Raw genomic sequence first — 16,768 nt, forward strand, 5'->3', positions numbered from 1 at the left:
GGCTCCTCAGCCCTCCTTGCGGGCGACGGCGAAGATGCGGCGGAAGGGGAAGGGCGTGCCGTGGGCGGTGGGCGGGTAGGCCTCGCGCAGTGCGGTGCGGTACTCGGTGAGGAAGGCCTCCCGGGCCTCCGGGTCGTCCGCGAGGGCAGTGAGGACGGGCCGCAGCCCCGTGCCCTTCACCCAGTCCAGGACCGGGTCCTCGCCGGTCAGCAGGTGGATGTACGTCGTCTCCCAGACGTCGGCGGCGCAGCCGAGGCCGGTGAGCGCCTCCAGGTAGCCGGCGGGGGTGTGGACGGCGTCGTCGTGGCGCAGGGCGCCGGTGAGGCCGTGCCGGTCTGCGAGGTCGCGCATCAGGCGGTGGCTGGGGGCGTCGAAATTGCCGGGGACCTGGAAGGCGAAGGTGCCGCCGGGCCTGAGGCCCTTCACCCACTCCCGGAACCGCTCCACGTGCCCCGGCACCCACTGCAGGGTGGCATTGCTGACGATGAGGTCGTACGGCTCCCCGGGCGTCCATGTGCGTACGTCGGCGTGGGCGAAATCGAGGCGGCCGCCGCCCGGGGTCGGGCCCTCGTGCTCGACGTGGGCCTTGTCCAGCATCTCGGCGGAGTTGTCGTAGCCGGTGATGTGGGCGGTGGGCCAGCGGCGGGCGAGGAGGGCGGTGACGTTGCCGGGGCCGCAGCCGAGGTCGGCGATGCGTGGCGGGGCCTGGGGCAGGTCGGGGACGTGGGCGAGGAGGTCGGTGAAGGGGCGGGCGCGGTGGCCGGCGTGGCGCAGGTACTGGGCGGGGTCCCAGGTGGGGGCGGCGGCAGCGGACATGGCGGGGCCTCCTGTCGGTTCCTCCCGGCGGTCGCTCTCCAGCCTGCCCCCGCAGATATCTTGACGTCAAGAGACTTCACGTCGACACAACCACTACACTGATCGTCATGGAGGACGAGGTCGATCGGCTGGTCGCAGCGTGGCGCCGGGAGCGCCCGGACCTCGACGTGGAACCGCTCGAGGTGCTCAGCCGGGTGAGCAGACTCGCCCGGCATCTGGACCGCGCACGCCGGCTGGCCTTCTCCGAGCACAGCCTGGAGCCCTGGGAGTTCGACGTGCTGACCGCGCTCAGGCGCGCCGGAACGCCGTACCAGCTCTCCCCGGGGCAGTTGCTGACGCAGACCCTGGTCACCTCGGGCACGATGACGAACCGCATCGACCGCCTGGCCAAGAAGGGCCTCGTGGAGCGTCTCCCCGACCCCAGCGACCGGCGTGGAGTGCTGGTGCGCCTCACCGACGAGGGCCGCGACCGCGCGGACCAGGCGCTCGCCGGCCTGCTGGACCAGGAGCGCGCGATCCTCGCGGAGCTGACGCGTGCGCAGCGGGGGGAGCTGGCCGGGCTGCTGCGGCAGCTGACGGCGCCGTTCGACAACATCCCCGGGTGAGCTGAGCGCTCTACGGGAGGCGCCGCGCTATGCCGTCGGTTGTCCGCGGCTTCATCGTGGCTGGTCGCGCCCACGCGGCGGTAGCCGCAAATCGACACAGCCCCGCGCCCCTCAGCGGCGTTGCTGCTCACCGGCATCCATCACGCGCTGCTGCTTTCCTCCGGCAGGATTCGGCCGGCGGGCCTCAAGTCGACCGGGCCGACTCCGGCCCTGCGTGCCAGGGCGACGGCGGCCAGGGTGGAGTGCACGCCCAGCTTGCCGAGGACGTTCTGCATATGGGTGCGGACCGTGTGCGGGGAGAGGTACAGGCGTTCGGCGACCGCCTTCCTGCCAAGGCCGGCGACCATGCAGCGCAGAACTTCCCGCTCCCTCGGAGTCAGCGACTCGACCAGCCGCTCGCTCTCCGTGCGGTGCTTGCGGGCCGCCGTCAGCTCCCGCAGGACGCCCGTGAGCAGGGCCGGCGGCAGATGGGTCTCGTCCCGCAGGACGCCACGGATGACGGTGAGCAGTCGGGACAGCGAGCAGTCCTTGGCCACCCAGCCGGACGCCCCGGCCTGCAGGGCGAGCGCGGCCCGGCGTGGATCGTCCTTCTCGGCGAGGACGACGATCCGTACGGCGGGCTGCGCGGAGCGGACCCCGGCGACCAGCGAGATGCCGTCCACCAGCCCGTCCTCGCCCACCTCCTGAACGGGCACGGCCGGCCGGACGCCCGGCACGTTGCCGCCCAGGTCGGCATCGACGAGCAGCACGTCGAACCGGCGCCCCTCGGCGGCCGCGCGCTCCAGACTGCGCAGCGCGGCCGGACCGCTGCCCGCGGCGGAGACGTCGACGTCGGGCTCTGCGGCCAGGGCGGCTGCGAGCGACTCGGCGAAGATGCGATGGTCGTCGACGACCAGCACTCGGATGCGAACCACGAAACCCCCTTCCCCAAGCTCTCGAAGAGCAGGGGATACCCCATCGTCATGAGGACGACACCGGGAGACGAACACCGTCGCGGGCACGACGCCCGAAGCGCGGATGGCCGCACGGCCGCCGCCGTGCAGGAACTGCTACCCCCACTTCGGGTGTCGTACCCGACCTGTCTCGCCCCCTGATCAGCACCGCCCCCCACCGGTGCTGCTCATCAGAGTACGGGCGGGTGGCAGGAGCGGAAGGTAATTTGCAGAACTGGTTGGCCGACGCGTTTATGGTGAGCCGCATGTTTCGTCTGGAGACAGAAGTCGACAAATCACGCCAGGATCTGCTCCGCCGTCGGCTGCGGGACACCAACACCGCGGCCTCCCCGATTCTGCGCGCCCTGCGCGGAACCCCAGGTGAACGAGAACTTCCGCTCCAGGTATGGGCGTTGGACGAGCACGGCGCCGTGGCCGGCGGTCTCGTCGGGCACACCTGGACCACCTGGCTCCATGTCACCTACCTCTGGGTCGACGAACGCCATCGCGGCGGCGGTATCGGTTCGCAATTGCTCGCCCACGCGGAGCGCGTCGCCCGCTTCGAACGGGGCTGTACGGCCGTACGCCTGGAGACGTGGGACTTCCAGGCGCCGGAGTTCTACAAGAAGCAGGGGTATGACGTGGTGTGTGTGATCCCGGACTATCCGCCGGGGATCACGGAGTACACACTGACCAAACATTTGGTCCATTCCGACTGAGGGGCACTGCGCGAGATCACCCGATCCGGACAGCGCGCGGCCCGAGGCGCCGAACTGGAGAAGAACCCGACGCTCGGTCGGCGAGCCCGCAGCGCTGTCGGAGACATGGAGGTCTACACAACACGCCTCGAAGGCACAGACGCGCGGCCTGACCTCACCGTCACCTACGTTTAGGACGCACCGCCGCCCGACCCCGGTCCGATCCGCATCGCTCTCGTGTCGCCCGTCCGCTTCGCGGGTGGCGGTACAGAGTTCTGAACCGTCCCGGTTCGACGCGACCGCGAGCCCGGCATGCTCGACTACGGCAGCAGCCTGGAGGGCGCCGTGCTGGGCGGCGGCTTCGGCGACTGGAACGACAAGATCCGCTCCGGGCGCGTACAGCGTCGCCCTCAGCCCCGTGTCCCTCGGGGTCAGCTCAGCTCAGTCGCCGCGCGCCCGCCGCGGGCACCGCCTCGAACACGCGCGGTGCCGCGAAGCCGGCCGAGGCGAAGGCCTCTTCGACCGCCTTGGTGATGGTCTCGACGTCGGCCGCCTCCGCCAGCACGATCGCCGAGCCGCCGAAGCCGCCGCCCGTCATGCGGGCGCCCAGCGCGCCGCCCGCCAGGGCCGTGTCCACGACCAGGTCCAGCTCGGGGCAGGAGATGCGGAAGTCGTCCCTCAGCGAGGCGTGGCCCTCGGTCAGGACCGGGCCGATGGCGCGGGTGTCGCCCGACTCCAGCAGGGAGACGACCCGCTCGACGCGCTGGTCCTCGGTGACGACGTGGCGCACCAGGCGGCGCACCTCCTCGTCGTCGCCGATCCGCTCCAGCGCCGCGTCCAGGTCGTCGTAGACGATGTCCCTGAGCGCGTCCACGCCCAGCAGCGCCGCGCCCTTCTCACAGCCCGCGCGCCGCTTGCCGTACTCGCCCTCGCTGTGGGAGTGCTTGACCTGGGTGTCGACGACCAGCAGGCGCATGCCTTCCGCCGCGAGGTCGAAGGGGATCTGCTTCTGGGAGAGGTCCCGGGTGTCCAGGAACAGGGCGTGGCCGGCCTCGCAGCACGCGGACGCCGTCTGGTCCATGATCCCGACCGGGGCGCCGACGTACACGTTCTCGGCGCGCTGGCACAGGCGGGCCAGCTGCCAGCCCTTCTGCCCGAGGTCGTACAGGTCGTTCAGGGCGAGCGCGACGACGACCTCCAGCGCCGCCGACGACGACAGGCCCGCGCCCGCCGGGACCGTCGAGGCGAGGTGGATGTCGGCGCCGGTCACCGGGTGGCCGGCCTGGCGCAGGGCCCAGACGACGCCGGACGGGTACGCCGTCCAGGCCTTGTCGGACTCGGGGACGAGGTCGTCAACGCGCAGCTCCACAACCCCGCCCTCGACGTCCGCCGAGTGCAGGCGCAGCAGGCCGTCCGCGCGCCGTGAGACCGCCGCGACCGCGGTGTGCGGCAGCGCGAACGGCATGACGAAGCCGTCGTTGTAGTCGGTGTGCTCGCCGATCAGGTTGACCCGGCCCGGCGCGGCCCACACTCCCTCCGGCTCGGCCCCGTACAGCTCCCTGAACCGCTCGGCGACCGCGGCTGCCGTGTCGACGCTCATCCCCTGACCCTGACCTTTCCTACGTTCTACTTGTCGCGCCGCTGCGCGAACTCCCACGCGTCCGCGACGATCCCCGCGAGGTCCGCGCGGGACGGGTTCCAGCCGAGCCGCTCGCGGGCGGTGTCGGCCGAGGCGACCAGGACCGCCGGGTCGCCGCCCCGGCGCGGGGCCACGACCTCGGGGATCGGGTGCCCGGTGACCTGGCGGACGGTCTCGATGACCTGGCGGACGGAGAAGCCGTTGCCGTTGCCGAGGTTGCAGATGAGGTGCTCGCCCGGCTGGGCGGCCTTGACCGCCAGCAGGTGGGCCTCGGCCAGGTCGGCGACGTGGATGTAGTCGCGCACGCAGGTGCCGTCCGGCGTCGGGTAGTCGTCGCCGAAGACGGAGATCGCGTCGCGCCTGCCCTGGGCGACCTGGAGGACGAGCGGGATGAGGTGCGACTCGGGGTCGTGGCGCTCCCCGTACTCGCCGTAGGCGCCGGCGACGTTGAAGTACCGCAGGGAGACCGCGCCCAGCCCGTGGGCCGCCGCCTCGCCGGTGATCATGTGGTCGACGGCCAGCTTCGAGGCGCCGTAAGGGTTCGTGGGCTGCGTCGGCGCCGACTCGACGATCGGGACCTCGGCCGGCTCGCCGTAGGTGGCGGCCGTGGAGGAGAACACGAGCTTGCGCACGCCCGCCTCGCGCATGGCGCCGAGCAGCGCCATGGTGCCGCCGACGTTGTTGTCCCAGTACTTCTCGGGCTTCACGACCGACTCGCCGACCTGCGAGAACGCGGCGAAGTGCAGCACCGCGTCGAAGGAGGAGTCCAGCCACTTGGCGGCGTCGCGGATGTCGCCCTCGATGAAGGACGCCCCGGACGGCACACCCTCACGGAAGCCGGTGGAGAGGTTGTCGAGTACGACGACCTCCTCGCCCGCCTCGATCAGGTGCTGCGCGACCACGCTGCCGACGTAGCCCGCGCCACCGGTGACCAGAAACTTCCCACTCATGTACTCGCTACCTCTCGCAGTCGCTCGGCCGCGCGCTCCGGCGGCACATCGTTGATGAACACGCTCATGCCGGATTCGGAACCCGCGAGGAACTTCAGCTTGCCGGAAGTGCGGCGGATGGTGAAAAGCTCGAGGTGAAGCGCGAAGTCCTCACGCATGACACCCTCGAAGTCCTCCAGCTGCCCGAACGGCGCCTGGTGCCAGGCGGCGATGTACGGCGTCGGAGGCTCCCCTTCCCCGAAGATCCGGTCGAAGCGCCTCAAGAGTTCCAGATAGACCTTGGGGAACTCTGAGCGCGCCTCCTCGTCGAGGGCGAGCAGATCGGGCACCCGGCGCTTCGGGTACAGGTGGACCTCGTACGGCCAGTGCGCGGCGTACGGCACGAAGGCGACCCAGTGTTCACTCTCCAGGACGATCCGCTGGTCGGCGAGTTCACGTTCCAGGACGGCGTCGAAGAGGTTCTCCCCGCCGGTGGCGTCCTTGTGGGCGGCGAGGGAGCGCAGCATCAGGGCGGTGCGCGGGGTGGTGAAGGGGTAGGCGTAGATCTGCCCGTGCGGGTGGCCGAGGGTGACACCGATCTCGGCGCCCCGGTTCTCGAAGCAGAACACCTGCTCGACGCAGGGCAGTGAGGACAGCTCGGAGGTCCGGTCGGTCCAGGCGTCCAGGACGAGGCGGGCCTGCTCCTCGGTGAGGTCGGCGAAGGAGGCGTCGTGGTCGGAGGTGAAGCAGACGACCTCGCAGCGCCCGGAGTCGCCGGCGAGCGAGGGGAAGCGGTTCTCGAAGACGACGGCGTCGTACGACGAGTCCGGGATCTCGCTCAGGCGGTCGCCCTCGGAGGGGCACAGCGGACACTCGTCGGCCGGCGGGTGGTATGTCCGCCCCTGCCGGTGCGAGGCGATGGCGACGGAGTCCCCGAGCAGCACGTCGTGACGGACCTCGGACGTCGTGACGGTCCGGTCCAGGGGACGGCGGTCGACCGCGTCCCGCACCGTGTCGTCACGCAGGTCGTAGTAGATGAGCTCACGACCATCGGCCAGTCGGGTCGAGGTCTTCTTCACGCCGAACTCCCATCCAACAGAACTAAACACAGAGAAACACAACTCACCACCTCAGTCAACGTCACAATCAAACAAAGACCATCACCGGACGTGTTCAATTACTGAACGCAGGGGCGTAGGTTCCGCGCTGTATCGGTTCGCCAAACGAAGCGAGTACATATGCACACCCCCACGCAAACCCCCACACAATCCCCCATTCCTCTCGCCGCCGAGCTACGGCTCCCCACGAACTGGCTCGACTACACGCTGCTCGGCATCTACTTCGTCGTGGTGCTGGGCATCGGCTTCGCGGCCCGCCGCTCGGTGAAGACCAGCCTCGACTTCTTCCTCTCGGGCCGCTCACTGCCCGCCTGGGTCACGGGCCTCGCCTTCATCTCCGCCAACCTGGCCGCCACCGAGATCCTGGGCATGGCGGCGAACAGCGCGCAGTACGGGGCGTACACCGTCCACTGGTACTGGGTCGGCGCCATCCCGGCCATGGTCTTCCTGGGGCTGGTGATGATGCCGTTCTACTACGGCAGCAAGGTCCGCTCGGTCCCGGAGTTCCTGCTCCTGCGCTTCGACAAAGGGGCACACCTGCTCAGCTCGATCCTGTTCGCCTTCGCCGCGATCCTGATCGCCGGTGTGAACCTCTACGCCCTGGCGATCGTGGTCGAGGCGCTGCTGGGCTGGCCGCAGTGGGTCGCCATCGTCGTCGCGGGCTTCTTCGTCCTGGCGTACATCACCCTCGGCGGCCTGTCCTCCGCGATCTACAACGAGGTCCTGCAGTTCTTCGTGATCCTGGCGGCCCTCATCCCCATCACCGTGCTGTCCCTGAAGAAGGTGGGCGGCTGGGACGGCCTGACGGACACCCTGACGAAGTCCCACGGCGACGACTTCGTCACGGCCTGGGGCGGCACGGGCATCGGCGAGGCGAACCCGCTGGGCGCGAACTGGCTGACGATCGTGCTCGGCCTCGGCTTCGTGCTGTCCTTCGGCTACTGGACGACGAACTTCGCCGAGGTCCAGCGCGCCCTGTCGGCGAAGAACCTGTCAGCTGCCCAGCGCACCCCGCTGATCGCGGCGTTCCCGAAGATCTTCATCGTGTTCCTGGTGATGATCCCGGGCCTCGCGGCCGCGGCCCTGATCCCCGGCTTCGGCACGGAGGAGTCGGGCTACCAGTACAACGACGCCATCCCGTACCTGATGGAGGGCCTGCTGCCGAACGGCGTGCTGGGCATCGCCGTAACCGGCCTCCTGGCGGCCTTCATGGCGGGCATGGCGGCGAACGTGTCGTCCTTCAACACGGTGTTCACGACGGACATCTGGCAGAAGTACGTGGTCAAGGACCGCGAGGACGAGTACTACGTCCGCTTCGGCCGCCTGATCACGGCGATCGGCGTGCTGGCGTCGATCGGCACGGCGTTCCTGGCCTCGTCCTTCTCCAACATCATGAGCTACCTCCAGACCCTCTTCTCCTTCTTCAACGTGCCGATGTTCGTGGTCTTCATCGTCGGCATGTTCTGGAAGCGGGCGTCGATGAAGTCGGGCTTCTGGGGCCTGCTGGCCGGCACTACGGCAGCGATGATCAACTACTTCGTCTTCTACAAGCAGGACGTCATCTCCATCCCCTCCGACCAGGGCGCGAACTTCGTCTCCGCGATCGCGGGCTTCGTGGCCGGCGCGGTCGTCATGGTGGCCGTCTCCCTCTTCACCGCACCGAAGCCGACGGAGGAACTCCAAGGACTGGTCTACGGCACCCGTTCCCCCGGCATGGCCGAGCCGCCGGCGCCGGGCGACGAGGCGTGGTACCGCAAGCCGGCGCTGCTGGGGTGGGGTGCGGTGGTGCTGGCGGCCGTCTGCTACATCCCGTTCTCCTTCTGACGACCGGAGGTTGACAGACCATGACCGACAACTCCGAGCACTCCGAGCGCCACCGGTACTCCGAGGAGGACGTCCAGCGGGAAGTCACCGAGCTGGAGGGGAAGTCCGCGACGGCCGCCCGCCTCTTCGACATCCGGCGCATCATCGGGGGCCTGTTCGTGATCTACGGCGTCATCGTCACGATCACCGGCCTCACCGACGACGACGCCGCGATCGACAAGGCCGAGGGCGTCAACATCAACCTCTGGACCGGCCTCGGCATGCTGCTCCTCGGCCTGTTCTTCCTGACGTGGCTGAAGCTGAGGCCCACGGCTCCGCCGCCGCCGGACGTCGAGTCGGGGGTGGCGCCGGGCGAGCGGCCGACCGAGTAGCGGCCGGGGCGGCAACGCGACGGGGCCGAGGTCCACGGGGGACCTCGGCCCCATTGGCCTTCATCGAGCCGCGACGGTCACCAGTGTGAGCGCCCGCCCGCCGGGCAGCGCGACAACCCCACCCCGCTCCACATCACCCGCGAACCAGGCACCGCTCTCCATCTCCGCGGTCCACCGCCGCCACCGGAACGGAGCCCGCGCCTTCATCACGGGCGACCAGTCGTCCTCACCGTCACCGACCTTTATCTGCACGGGAATTCCACCGCGCACCCTGGTTCCCCGAACCCTCCGCACCGATTCGCAGTACTGCCAGGAATGCTGGCCCAGCGCCGTGTCGATCGCACGTACGGTCTGCATCGAGAGAGAGGCCAGCGCCAAGGGCCGAAGACTGACGAACATCAGGAGCAGGAAAACAGCCCGTACCGTTTCCAGGTCCCGATCGCGGATCACAATCACGGCCAGGGTGAGCAGCGCCCACACCACCGTCCACACCACCAGCCGAACCAACCCGCGCCGCCAGGTCGTCACGAGAACCGCCCCGGTCTGTGGATCGTCGACGGCACGGGAACCGGCGGGAAGCGGGGCGCTCTGCAGTACCGGGAAATCACTCTTCATTTCGATGGTTCTCCCCTCACGTGGATGACTCTACCGCCATGCCCATGACCATCTCTTTGCTAAGATCGGGCAGTTGACGGAGAAAAGGACGAACCGGGAATCAGCGAGAGAAGTGTTCGGGTGAAATTCGCGGATGTCGTCTCCTGGTCGGGCTTCAAGGCCTGGATCTCGGGCCCCGACCATCACGCCGTCGCCCGCGAGGCCCGCGGGCTGGCCAGGGCTGCTCTTCCCGCCGGGGAACGGCTTGTGGACTCCCACGTCGTGGCGATCGGCGAGGGAGTGCCGACGCCTCCGCAGCGCCTGAGGCCGGATCTGTTCCCGGAGGCCGGATCGACCGCCGATCGCCTGCTGGCGCGAGCAGGCAGGGCCGGGCGGGTCCTGGACCGCCTGAACCCGGTGAACGCGGCGGTGGACGCCATCGACAACCGGGGCAGGGAGCAGGCGCTGTCCGGGGACTGGGCAAGCGCCGCGGGACAGCTGGCCTGTGCGCTGCAACCCCGTGAGGGATGCGATGCCCTGTCGCTCCTCCTCCTCGGGGATCGCGGCCTGCACGTCATCCACGTCCAGAAGTCTCCGGACGGACACAAGGCGGGACCAGGGAGCCAATACGGATGGGGTGTCCCCCTCACACGTGTGGCGTGGATCCGGAAACGAAACGGCGCGAAATATGGCACCCATGACATCGGCTTCGATGACGGATCCTGGGTGAGGGTCTGCTTCCCCATCGCCGGCTGGGGGACGCTGGTCGAAGCACTGGCCAACCACAGCGGTGGTTCCAGCCAGGCCCATTAGCGGGCGGGCGACAGCCGGACGGGGCCGGAGTCTGTTGGGACTCCGGCCCTTTGCCGTCCCTGTCGGGAGTCGTCGCGCCGCTGCCGTGCAGAGTCAGGCCTCCGGCCCCGCCCCCGTCGCCGGTGGCGGCTGCGGCAGCGGCCCCGCCCGATCCAGCAACCCCGTCCGAGCCGCCAGTGCCGCCGCCTCCAGCCTCGAACCGACCCCCAGTTTCATCAGCACCCGCTGCACATGGGTACGAGCCGTCGAGGGCGCGATGCCCATGCCCGCCGCGATCAGCCGGGTGTCCTCGCCGTCGGCGACCCGGACCAGGACCTCGACCTCGCGGGGCGTGAGCATCTGGAGCAGGCGTTGCCCCTCGTCGTCCGGTTGGGCGGCCGGGTTGAGGAGTTCGCTGAACGCGCCCTGGAGCAGTTGCGGCGCCACCGCCGCCTCCCCCGCGCGCGCCTTCATGATCGCCCGCTCGACGCCCTCTATGCGCTCGTCGTGCCGTACATAGCCGGAGGCTCCCGCAGCGAACGCCGCGGCTATGCCGCGCGGGCTCGGCACCGGGCCCAGGACGAGAACCGCCACCTGCGGGCGCTCCCGCTTGATCTTCACCACCGGGTCGAACATCCCCGGCTCCGCCGGCGTCGCCGTCCCCAGCAGGCACACCTCCGGTGCCCGCGTGATCACCAGCTCCGCCGCCCCCGCGGCGGGCGCGGCCGCGGCGAGCACCCGGTGCCCCCGCAGCTTCAGTGCCGAGGCCAGCGCCTCGGCGAGCAATCGGTGGTCGTCGACCACCATGAGCCGCACTCCCATCGAGCAACCCCCCAGTCCCCCCAATGGATCCCCATCACTACCCAGGACCGGCCGCACCAGTCGCGCCAGTCCTGATGCCCCACTATGGATGCCCACTGGTCCGCGCGGACAGAAGCCCCCTCCCGGCTCCCCCGCCCTTCATGCCCCCGGAAGCTACACGCTTGTTCGACATTGCGCTCCCCCTACCGGTGAGAAGTGCCCCGGAACGGCCGGAATTTCTGGCTTTCCGTGCATTCGAGGGCGCTGGGCAGTACGCCTCGCGTCAGTCAGCCGGTGCCGTACGCGATCACCCGGTTCGCCGCCGAGATGTACAGACGCCCCTGGGAGTAGAGGTATTCGGCGCGCTGCGGAAGCAGGTCGGCCTCGACGTCAGGCACGGCCGCCGTGGCCGGATTCTCCAGCAGCCTGGTCTGCTCGAGGGTGACACCGTCGACGGTGACGACCTGGCCGCCCTTGGCGGCGTACGGCGACCGCTTGTACGCGAGCACATTGCCGCCGTCCATCCGCAGGGGCGAGATCACATATCCGTCGCCCGCGTCCGCCCGCTGCCCGGTCCGCCTGCCGGTGGTCAGGTCGAACGCGACGATCTCGTTGGTCGGCCCGGTCCCGTCGCCGCCGTCGTGCTCCTTCGTCGGCAGATAGAGCCGGTCCTTGCCGACGGCCACCTGTGAGCACCGCTCGATCCTGCTGATGACGTCGCACTGGGCCGCGTACTGCTCGCCCGGCGCCGAGATCCGCGTGCGCAGCTTGCCGGTCCTGCCGTCGATGGAGAAGAAGTCCGTGCCGCCGCCGTCTCCCGCCGCGGCGCCGGCGTCCGTGGCGACGACCAGGGGGTCGGTCGAGACGATGCCGACGTTCTCGATGCCGGGGCTCTCGATGCCGGCGTTCCCGTTGCCATCGGTCATCCGGTACGCCGAGATCACCTGCCCGGACTGCGGGTCGATGGTCTGGACGTCCAGTTGGAGGCGGCCGTTCGACCGGCACTCGCGCAGCGCCACCAGCTTCGGGCCGCCGCCGTACCCGGCGTCGTGGCAGCTGTCGTTGGCCTTCGGCGTCCACAACGCCGTGCCCGAGGCGATGTCGAACGCGGCGCCGCCGCCCGCGCCGCCGACGGCGACCGTGTTCGCGCTGACGGTGACGTTGTCGAACCGGATCGGTGCGTCGCCGCGCAGGGCGGACCCGGTCCACAGTTTCCGGCCGGCATCGAGATCGAGTGCCGAGACCTGGGTGCAGCCGTGCGTCGGCTTCGCCCTGGTCGGCATCGCGGGCTCGTGGACGATCGCCGTCAGGTGGTCCTTGGTGGTGTGGCCGGTGACCGCGCACACCCGGCCGGGCAGCGGGATCGTCCACAGCTTGGTGCCCTTGTCCGGGTCGTGGCCGGTGATCTCGGCGACGCCGGTCCTGACGTACGCCTTCCCGGTCAGCCATGAGCCGGGCACGGCGGCGCCGACGGCGGCCTCGGCCTTGTCCTTGTCCTTGGGCGACGGAATCTGGAAGAGGAGCCTGGCGGCGGTCCGGGCGGGTACGTTCTCGCTGCCCTTGGACGTCGTGGCGCCGCCCGCGTCGACCTGGCCGCCGGTACCGCCGGCGGAGCCCGCCGTGTCGTCCTTGGCGCCCTTGTCACCGGAGTTGACGTACAGGACACCACCGCCGACGATCAGCGCGGCCGCCACAACCCCCGCGACGACGACGGCCCACCAGGCGTTGGACCGCCGCCCGCCGCCACCCGGCCCGGCGGGCGGGCGGTGCACGGGCGGGCGGTGCAAGGGCGGGTGATGCAAGGGCGGGGGCGCCTGGGGGACGCCGTGATCGGAGTTCCAGTCGTACGGATTCTGCAGCTGCGCATACGGGTCGAGCTGCGGGCCGGGCCGGACGGGGCTGCCGTGACCTGGCGGCATGGGCGGCATGGGGGGCCGGGGAGGCCGCGGTGGCGTGTGGGGCGCACCGTAGCCACCCTGCTGCGGTGGCTGGGTCATACGCGGCTCTCCCCTCGCGAACTGATGTGTCGCCACTCCTGCGCCGCCGTCGCGTTTCCGCCACAGCGGCGGTTCTCGGCCCGCTGTCGAGCAAGCCTTTCTACCACTCGCCGCGCACGACGCACCGGGCCGCGTCCGACCGTTTCCCGAGGCGGGCCGCCCTATGGCCCCGAGGGCGCCTGCCCGTGTCCCCGAGGGGCGCCTCCCCGAGTTCCCTGGGCGTCCCGACCCGTGCCCTGACGCGCTACGCGTCCTCCGCGAGCTCCAGCCAGCGCAGCTCCAGTTCGTCCCGCTGACCGGCCAAGTCGCGCAGTTCGGCGTCGAGTTCGGCGACCTTGCCGAAATCGGTGGCGTGTTCGGCGATCTGGGCGTGCAGCTTGGTCTCCTTCTCGGAGATCTTGTCGAGCTGCCGCTCGATCTTCTGCAGCTCCTTCTTGGCGGCGCGCAGGTCGGCGGCGCTCTTCTCCGGTACGGCCCGGTCGGCGGCCGGAGCGGGGGCGGCAGCGGCGGCGACAGCCGCCTCCATGCGGTGGCGGCGCTCCAGGTACTCGTCGATGCCGCGCGGCAGCATCCGCAGGGTGGCGTCGCCGAGCAGGGCGAAGACGCGGTCCGTGGTGCGCTCGACGAAGAACCGGTCGTGGGAGATGACGATCATCGAGCCGGGCCAGCCGTCGAGGAGGTCCTCCAGCTGGGTGAGGGTCTCGATGTCGAGGTCGTTGGTGGGCTCGTCGAGGAAGAGCACGTTGGGCTCGTCCATGAGCAGGCGCAGGAGCTGCAGGCGGCGGCGCTCACCGCCCGAGAGGTCCCCGACCGGCGTCCACTGCTTCTCCTTGCCGAAGCCGAACGTCTCGCACAGCTGCCCGGCGGTCATCTCGCGCCCCTTGCCGAGGTCCACGCGCTCGCGCACCGCCTGGACGGCCTCCAGCACGCGCCAGTTCGGGTCGAGTTCGGCGACTTCCTGGGAGAGATAGGCGAGCTTGACGGTCTTTCCGACGGCGATCCGACCACCGGCCGGCTGGGCCTCGCCCTCGGTCCGCGCCGCATCGGCCATCGCCCGCAGCAGCGAGGTCTTCCCGGCGCCGTTGACCCCGACGAGGCCGATCCGGTCGCCCGGCCCGAGCTGCCAGCTCACATGCTTGAGCAGCAACTTGGGACCGGCCTGGACGGTCACGTCCTCCAGGTCGAAGACCGTCTTGCCGAGCCGGGACGAGGCGAACTTCATCAGCTCGCTGCTGTCCCGGGGCGGCGGTACGTCCTTGATGAGTTCGTTGGCGGCCTCGACCCGGAAGCGCGGCTTGGAGGTGCGCGCGGGGGCGCCGCGGCGCAGCCAGGCCAGCTCCTTGCGGACGAGGTTCTGCCGCTTGACCTCCTCGGTGGCGGCGATGCGCTCGCGCTCGGCGCGGGCGAAGACGTAGTCGGAGTAGCCGCCCTCGTACTCGTAGACGTCTCCGCGCTGGACGTCCCACATGCGGGTGCAGACCTGGTCGAGGAACCAGCGGTCGTGCGTGACGCACACGAGCGCCGAGCGGCGCTCGCGCAGGTGCTGGGCGAGCCAGGCGATGCCCTCGACGTCGAGGTGGTTGGTGGGCTCGTCGAGGACGATCAGGTCCTGCTCCTCGATGAGCAGCTTGGCGAGTGCGATACGGCGGCGCTCGCCACCGGAGAGGGGGGCGATGACGGTGTCGAGGCCCTGTGGGAAGCCGGGCAGGTCCAGCCCGCCGAACAGGCCGGTGAGCACGTCCCGGATCTTGGCGTTGCCGGCCCACTCGTGGTCGGCCATGTCCCGGATGACCTCGTGCCGGACGGTCGCCTCGGGGTCGAGCGAGTCGTGCTGCGTGAGCACCCCGAGCCGCAGGCCGCCGGAGTGGGTGACCCGGCCGGTGTCGGCCTCCTCCGCCTTGGCCAGCAGGCGGATCAGGGTCGTCTTGCCGTCGCCGTTGCGGCCGACGACGCCGATGCGATCGCCCTCGGAGACGCCGAGTGAGACACCGTCGAGCAGGGCACGGGTGCCGTACACCTTGCTGACGTTCTCGACATTGACCAGATTGACGGCCATTGCTCTCCTGCCCGGGGGCTGTGTCGACATGCGGCTGGTCCGCGTGGGTCAGCCTCCCAGCCTAGTCGCGCGCACCGACAGCCCTCGCCCCACGCCTCCCTCGCTCCTCGCCCCGCCTCTCCCCCACCCCCTTAACCGGACGCAGGGATTCCCCGAAACGAACGCGCGCCCGGGCACTCGCTCCCCGGGCGCATCGCCGTGCCGGACCCTCGTGCCCGGTGTCAGCGGCGGGCCGCCGCCGCGCGGACCTCGGCGAGAAGGCCGTACATGACGTTGCCGGGGCACTCGGTGGAGAAGTAGTCGCGGTGGCCGCCGACCACGTTCGTGTCCTTCTTCGTGCCGTTGACCGGGTTGACGTACGTCACCCGCGCCTGCGGGTCCAGGCCCTTGAAGCGGGAGATCACCTTGATCAGCCGGATCAGGGAGGCCTTGGCCGCCTCCGTCGGGCCCTGCTCCTGGAGGGTGCCGAGCAGGGCGATGCCGAGGGCGCCGGAGTTGTAGCCGACGGAGTGGAAGCCGGTGACGAGGTCGCCGTCCGGGTTGAAGGCCGGGATGCCGTCGTCGCCGGAGTAGCGGCCCTCGTAGACGTTGCCCGCCTCGTCGATGAGGAAGTGGTAGCCGATGTCGCCCCAGTCGTTGGTGATCGCGTGCAGCTCGTAGATCGCGCGGACCGTCGCGGCCGGGTCGGGATCGTCGTTCGGCGTCGCGGTGTGGTGGACCGTGATGATCTGGAGCGGGTAGTACGTCTCCGGCGAGTTGACCGAGCCGTCCGGCTTGAACCGCTTGGACTCGTCGGCGCCCCAGGCCGGCCGCGAGAGGTAGCGCACGCCACGCACGCGCGTGGGCTCGCTCGGCACATGGAAGGTGCGGTCGGGGCCGTCGGTGGTGTCGATCGCCAGCGAGTGCACACCGTCGATGGTGCTCGACGCCTTCACCTCGTACGCGGTGGCGTTCCGGGCGGCGACCAGGGCCGCTCCGCCGTCCTCGACGGTCGCGCAGCCGCTCTTCAGGGGCTGCCAGTCGCCGTCCGCGAGCCGGATGGCGGCGCCCTCCTTCGCACCGGACCAGCGCACACCGACGTAGGAGGCGGCGAAGGCGGTGGTGGCCTCGCCGGTGCCGGTGGCGGCCTCGGTGCGAGTGGCGGGGAACTTCTCCGGGGTCGTACCGGAATCGCCGGAACCGGCAGCCGAGTTGTCCGTCTCACCGGAGTCGGTGGTCGCGAACACCATCGGCGTCACCGCGGCACCGGCGGCCACTGCACCACCGGCGGCGATCACTCCGCGCCGGGAGAGTGAGCGCTTTCTGCGATGGGACGAGGGAGTGGGGGTGGGGGATTCGGACACGGAAGTGTCCCCTTCCAGAAGTGCACTTGACGGGAGGCGTCGGGCGCGCGAGGGCAGCCCGGGGCGTCCTGGGGGGGGGCGGGCGCCTGACGCTTGAAACGTCAAGGGACCCTAGCCGTCCCACCAGCCCCACGCGTACTCCGATCGCAGTACATTCGTGTGAAGATCGGGCGAAGAAGCCCTACTTGTGAGTACGGCGTCACGCTCCGGCTCCGTCCAGCGGCTGACGCGGGGCCAGTCCGCGCCGCTGGAC

At 70.3% G+C, this 16,768-nt stretch carries 15 protein-coding genes; 5 read left to right on the forward strand and 10 right to left on the reverse strand.

Annotation, left to right across the window (positions count from 1 at the left end; translation table 11 throughout):
• Positions 1–6: 6 nt before the first annotated feature.
• Positions 7–816: a trans-aconitate 2-methyltransferase gene (locus IF78_RS0136000; protein ID WP_031481465.1), complete on the reverse strand. Its 810-nt coding sequence runs from the start codon at positions 814–816 to the stop codon at positions 7–9.
• 107 nt (positions 817–923) lie between these two features.
• Here IF78_RS0136000 and tamR point away from each other — a divergent pair, with 107 nt between their 5' ends.
• Positions 924–1,421: a MarR family transcriptional regulator TamR gene (gene tamR, locus IF78_RS0136005; protein WP_031481467.1), complete on the forward strand. Its 498-nt coding sequence runs from the start codon at positions 924–926 to the stop codon at positions 1,419–1,421.
• Positions 1,422–1,561: 140 nt separating this feature from the next.
• On the opposite strand, the gene IF78_RS0136010 is transcribed toward tamR, so the two are convergent.
• Entirely contained in the window at positions 1,562–2,335 is a 774-nt protein-coding gene (locus IF78_RS0136010) for a LuxR C-terminal-related transcriptional regulator (protein WP_031481469.1), read from the reverse strand.
• Between the two features lie 272 nt (positions 2,336–2,607).
• Here IF78_RS0136010 and IF78_RS0136015 point away from each other — a divergent pair, with 272 nt between their 5' ends.
• The gene (locus IF78_RS0136015) at positions 2,608–3,072 is read left to right on the forward strand and encodes a GNAT family N-acetyltransferase (RefSeq protein ID WP_031481471.1); all 465 of its coding nucleotides are present in this window, start codon (positions 2,608–2,610) and stop codon (positions 3,070–3,072) included.
• Positions 3,073–3,487: 415 nt separating this feature from the next.
• Here the strand turns inward: IF78_RS0136015 and galK are convergent, their stop codons facing one another.
• From galK to galT, 3 genes are read right to left on the reverse strand one after another with little or no spacing between them, the layout of a single operon-like run.
• Positions 3,488–4,651: a galactokinase gene (gene galK, locus IF78_RS0136020; RefSeq protein WP_031481473.1), complete on the reverse strand. Its 1,164-nt coding sequence runs from the start codon at positions 4,649–4,651 to the stop codon at positions 3,488–3,490.
• 26 nt (positions 4,652–4,677) lie between these two features.
• Positions 4,678–5,640, reverse strand: coding sequence for a UDP-glucose 4-epimerase GalE (gene galE, locus IF78_RS0136025; RefSeq protein ID WP_031481475.1), 963 nt, complete (start codon positions 5,638–5,640; stop codon positions 4,678–4,680).
• Positions 5,637–6,698 carry a galactose-1-phosphate uridylyltransferase gene (gene galT / locus IF78_RS0136030; RefSeq protein WP_031481477.1) on the reverse strand — a complete coding sequence of 354 codons (1,062 nt, stop codon included), beginning with the start codon at positions 6,696–6,698 and terminating at the stop codon, positions 5,637–5,639. Before galT ends, galE begins: the two co-directional genes overlap by 4 nt.
• A 159-nt stretch (positions 6,699–6,857) precedes the next feature.
• Here galT and IF78_RS0136035 point away from each other — a divergent pair, with 159 nt between their 5' ends.
• On the forward strand, positions 6,858–8,561 hold the full coding sequence (locus IF78_RS0136035; RefSeq protein ID WP_031481479.1) for a sodium:solute symporter family protein: 1,704 nt from the start codon (positions 6,858–6,860) through the stop codon (positions 8,559–8,561).
• A gap of 20 nt (positions 8,562–8,581) precedes the next feature.
• Positions 8,582–8,932 carry a hypothetical protein gene (locus IF78_RS0136040; RefSeq protein ID WP_031481481.1) on the forward strand — a complete coding sequence of 117 codons (351 nt, stop codon included), beginning with the start codon at positions 8,582–8,584 and terminating at the stop codon, positions 8,930–8,932.
• A gap of 60 nt (positions 8,933–8,992) precedes the next feature.
• On the opposite strand, the gene IF78_RS0136045 is transcribed toward IF78_RS0136040, so the two are convergent.
• Positions 8,993–9,547 (reverse strand): PH domain-containing protein, encoded by a 555-nt coding sequence (locus IF78_RS0136045; protein ID WP_031481483.1) that lies wholly within the window; start codon positions 9,545–9,547, stop codon positions 8,993–8,995.
• A gap of 120 nt (positions 9,548–9,667) precedes the next feature.
• On the opposite strand from IF78_RS0136045, the gene IF78_RS0136050 reads away from it, so the two are divergent.
• Positions 9,668–10,339, forward strand: coding sequence for a hypothetical protein (locus IF78_RS0136050; protein WP_031481485.1), 672 nt, complete (start codon positions 9,668–9,670; stop codon positions 10,337–10,339).
• Between the two features lie 93 nt (positions 10,340–10,432).
• On the opposite strand, the gene IF78_RS0136055 is transcribed toward IF78_RS0136050, so the two are convergent.
• From IF78_RS0136055 to IF78_RS0136070, 4 genes are all read right to left on the reverse strand, one after another.
• On the reverse strand, positions 10,433–11,140 hold the full coding sequence (locus tag IF78_RS0136055; protein WP_031481487.1) for a helix-turn-helix transcriptional regulator: 708 nt from the start codon (positions 11,138–11,140) through the stop codon (positions 10,433–10,435).
• Between the two features lie 266 nt (positions 11,141–11,406).
• Positions 11,407–13,038 carry an outer membrane protein assembly factor BamB family protein gene (locus IF78_RS0136060; protein WP_078662715.1) on the reverse strand — a complete coding sequence of 544 codons (1,632 nt, stop codon included), beginning with the start codon at positions 13,036–13,038 and terminating at the stop codon, positions 11,407–11,409.
• 322 nt (positions 13,039–13,360) lie between these two features.
• Positions 13,361–15,172, reverse strand: coding sequence for an ABC-F family ATP-binding cassette domain-containing protein (locus IF78_RS0136065; protein WP_031481491.1), 1,812 nt, complete (start codon positions 15,170–15,172; stop codon positions 13,361–13,363).
• A gap of 221 nt (positions 15,173–15,393) precedes the next feature.
• Complete coding sequence (locus IF78_RS0136070) at positions 15,394–16,515, reverse strand: peptidoglycan recognition protein family protein (protein WP_031481493.1); 1,122 nt, start codon at positions 16,513–16,515, stop codon at positions 15,394–15,396.
• Positions 16,516–16,768 lie beyond the last annotated feature (253 nt).

The sequence above is a fragment of the Streptomyces bicolor genome (assembly GCF_000719285.1).
In the GTDB taxonomy this organism is placed as follows: domain Bacteria; phylum Actinomycetota; class Actinomycetes; order Streptomycetales; family Streptomycetaceae; genus Streptomyces; species Streptomyces bicolor.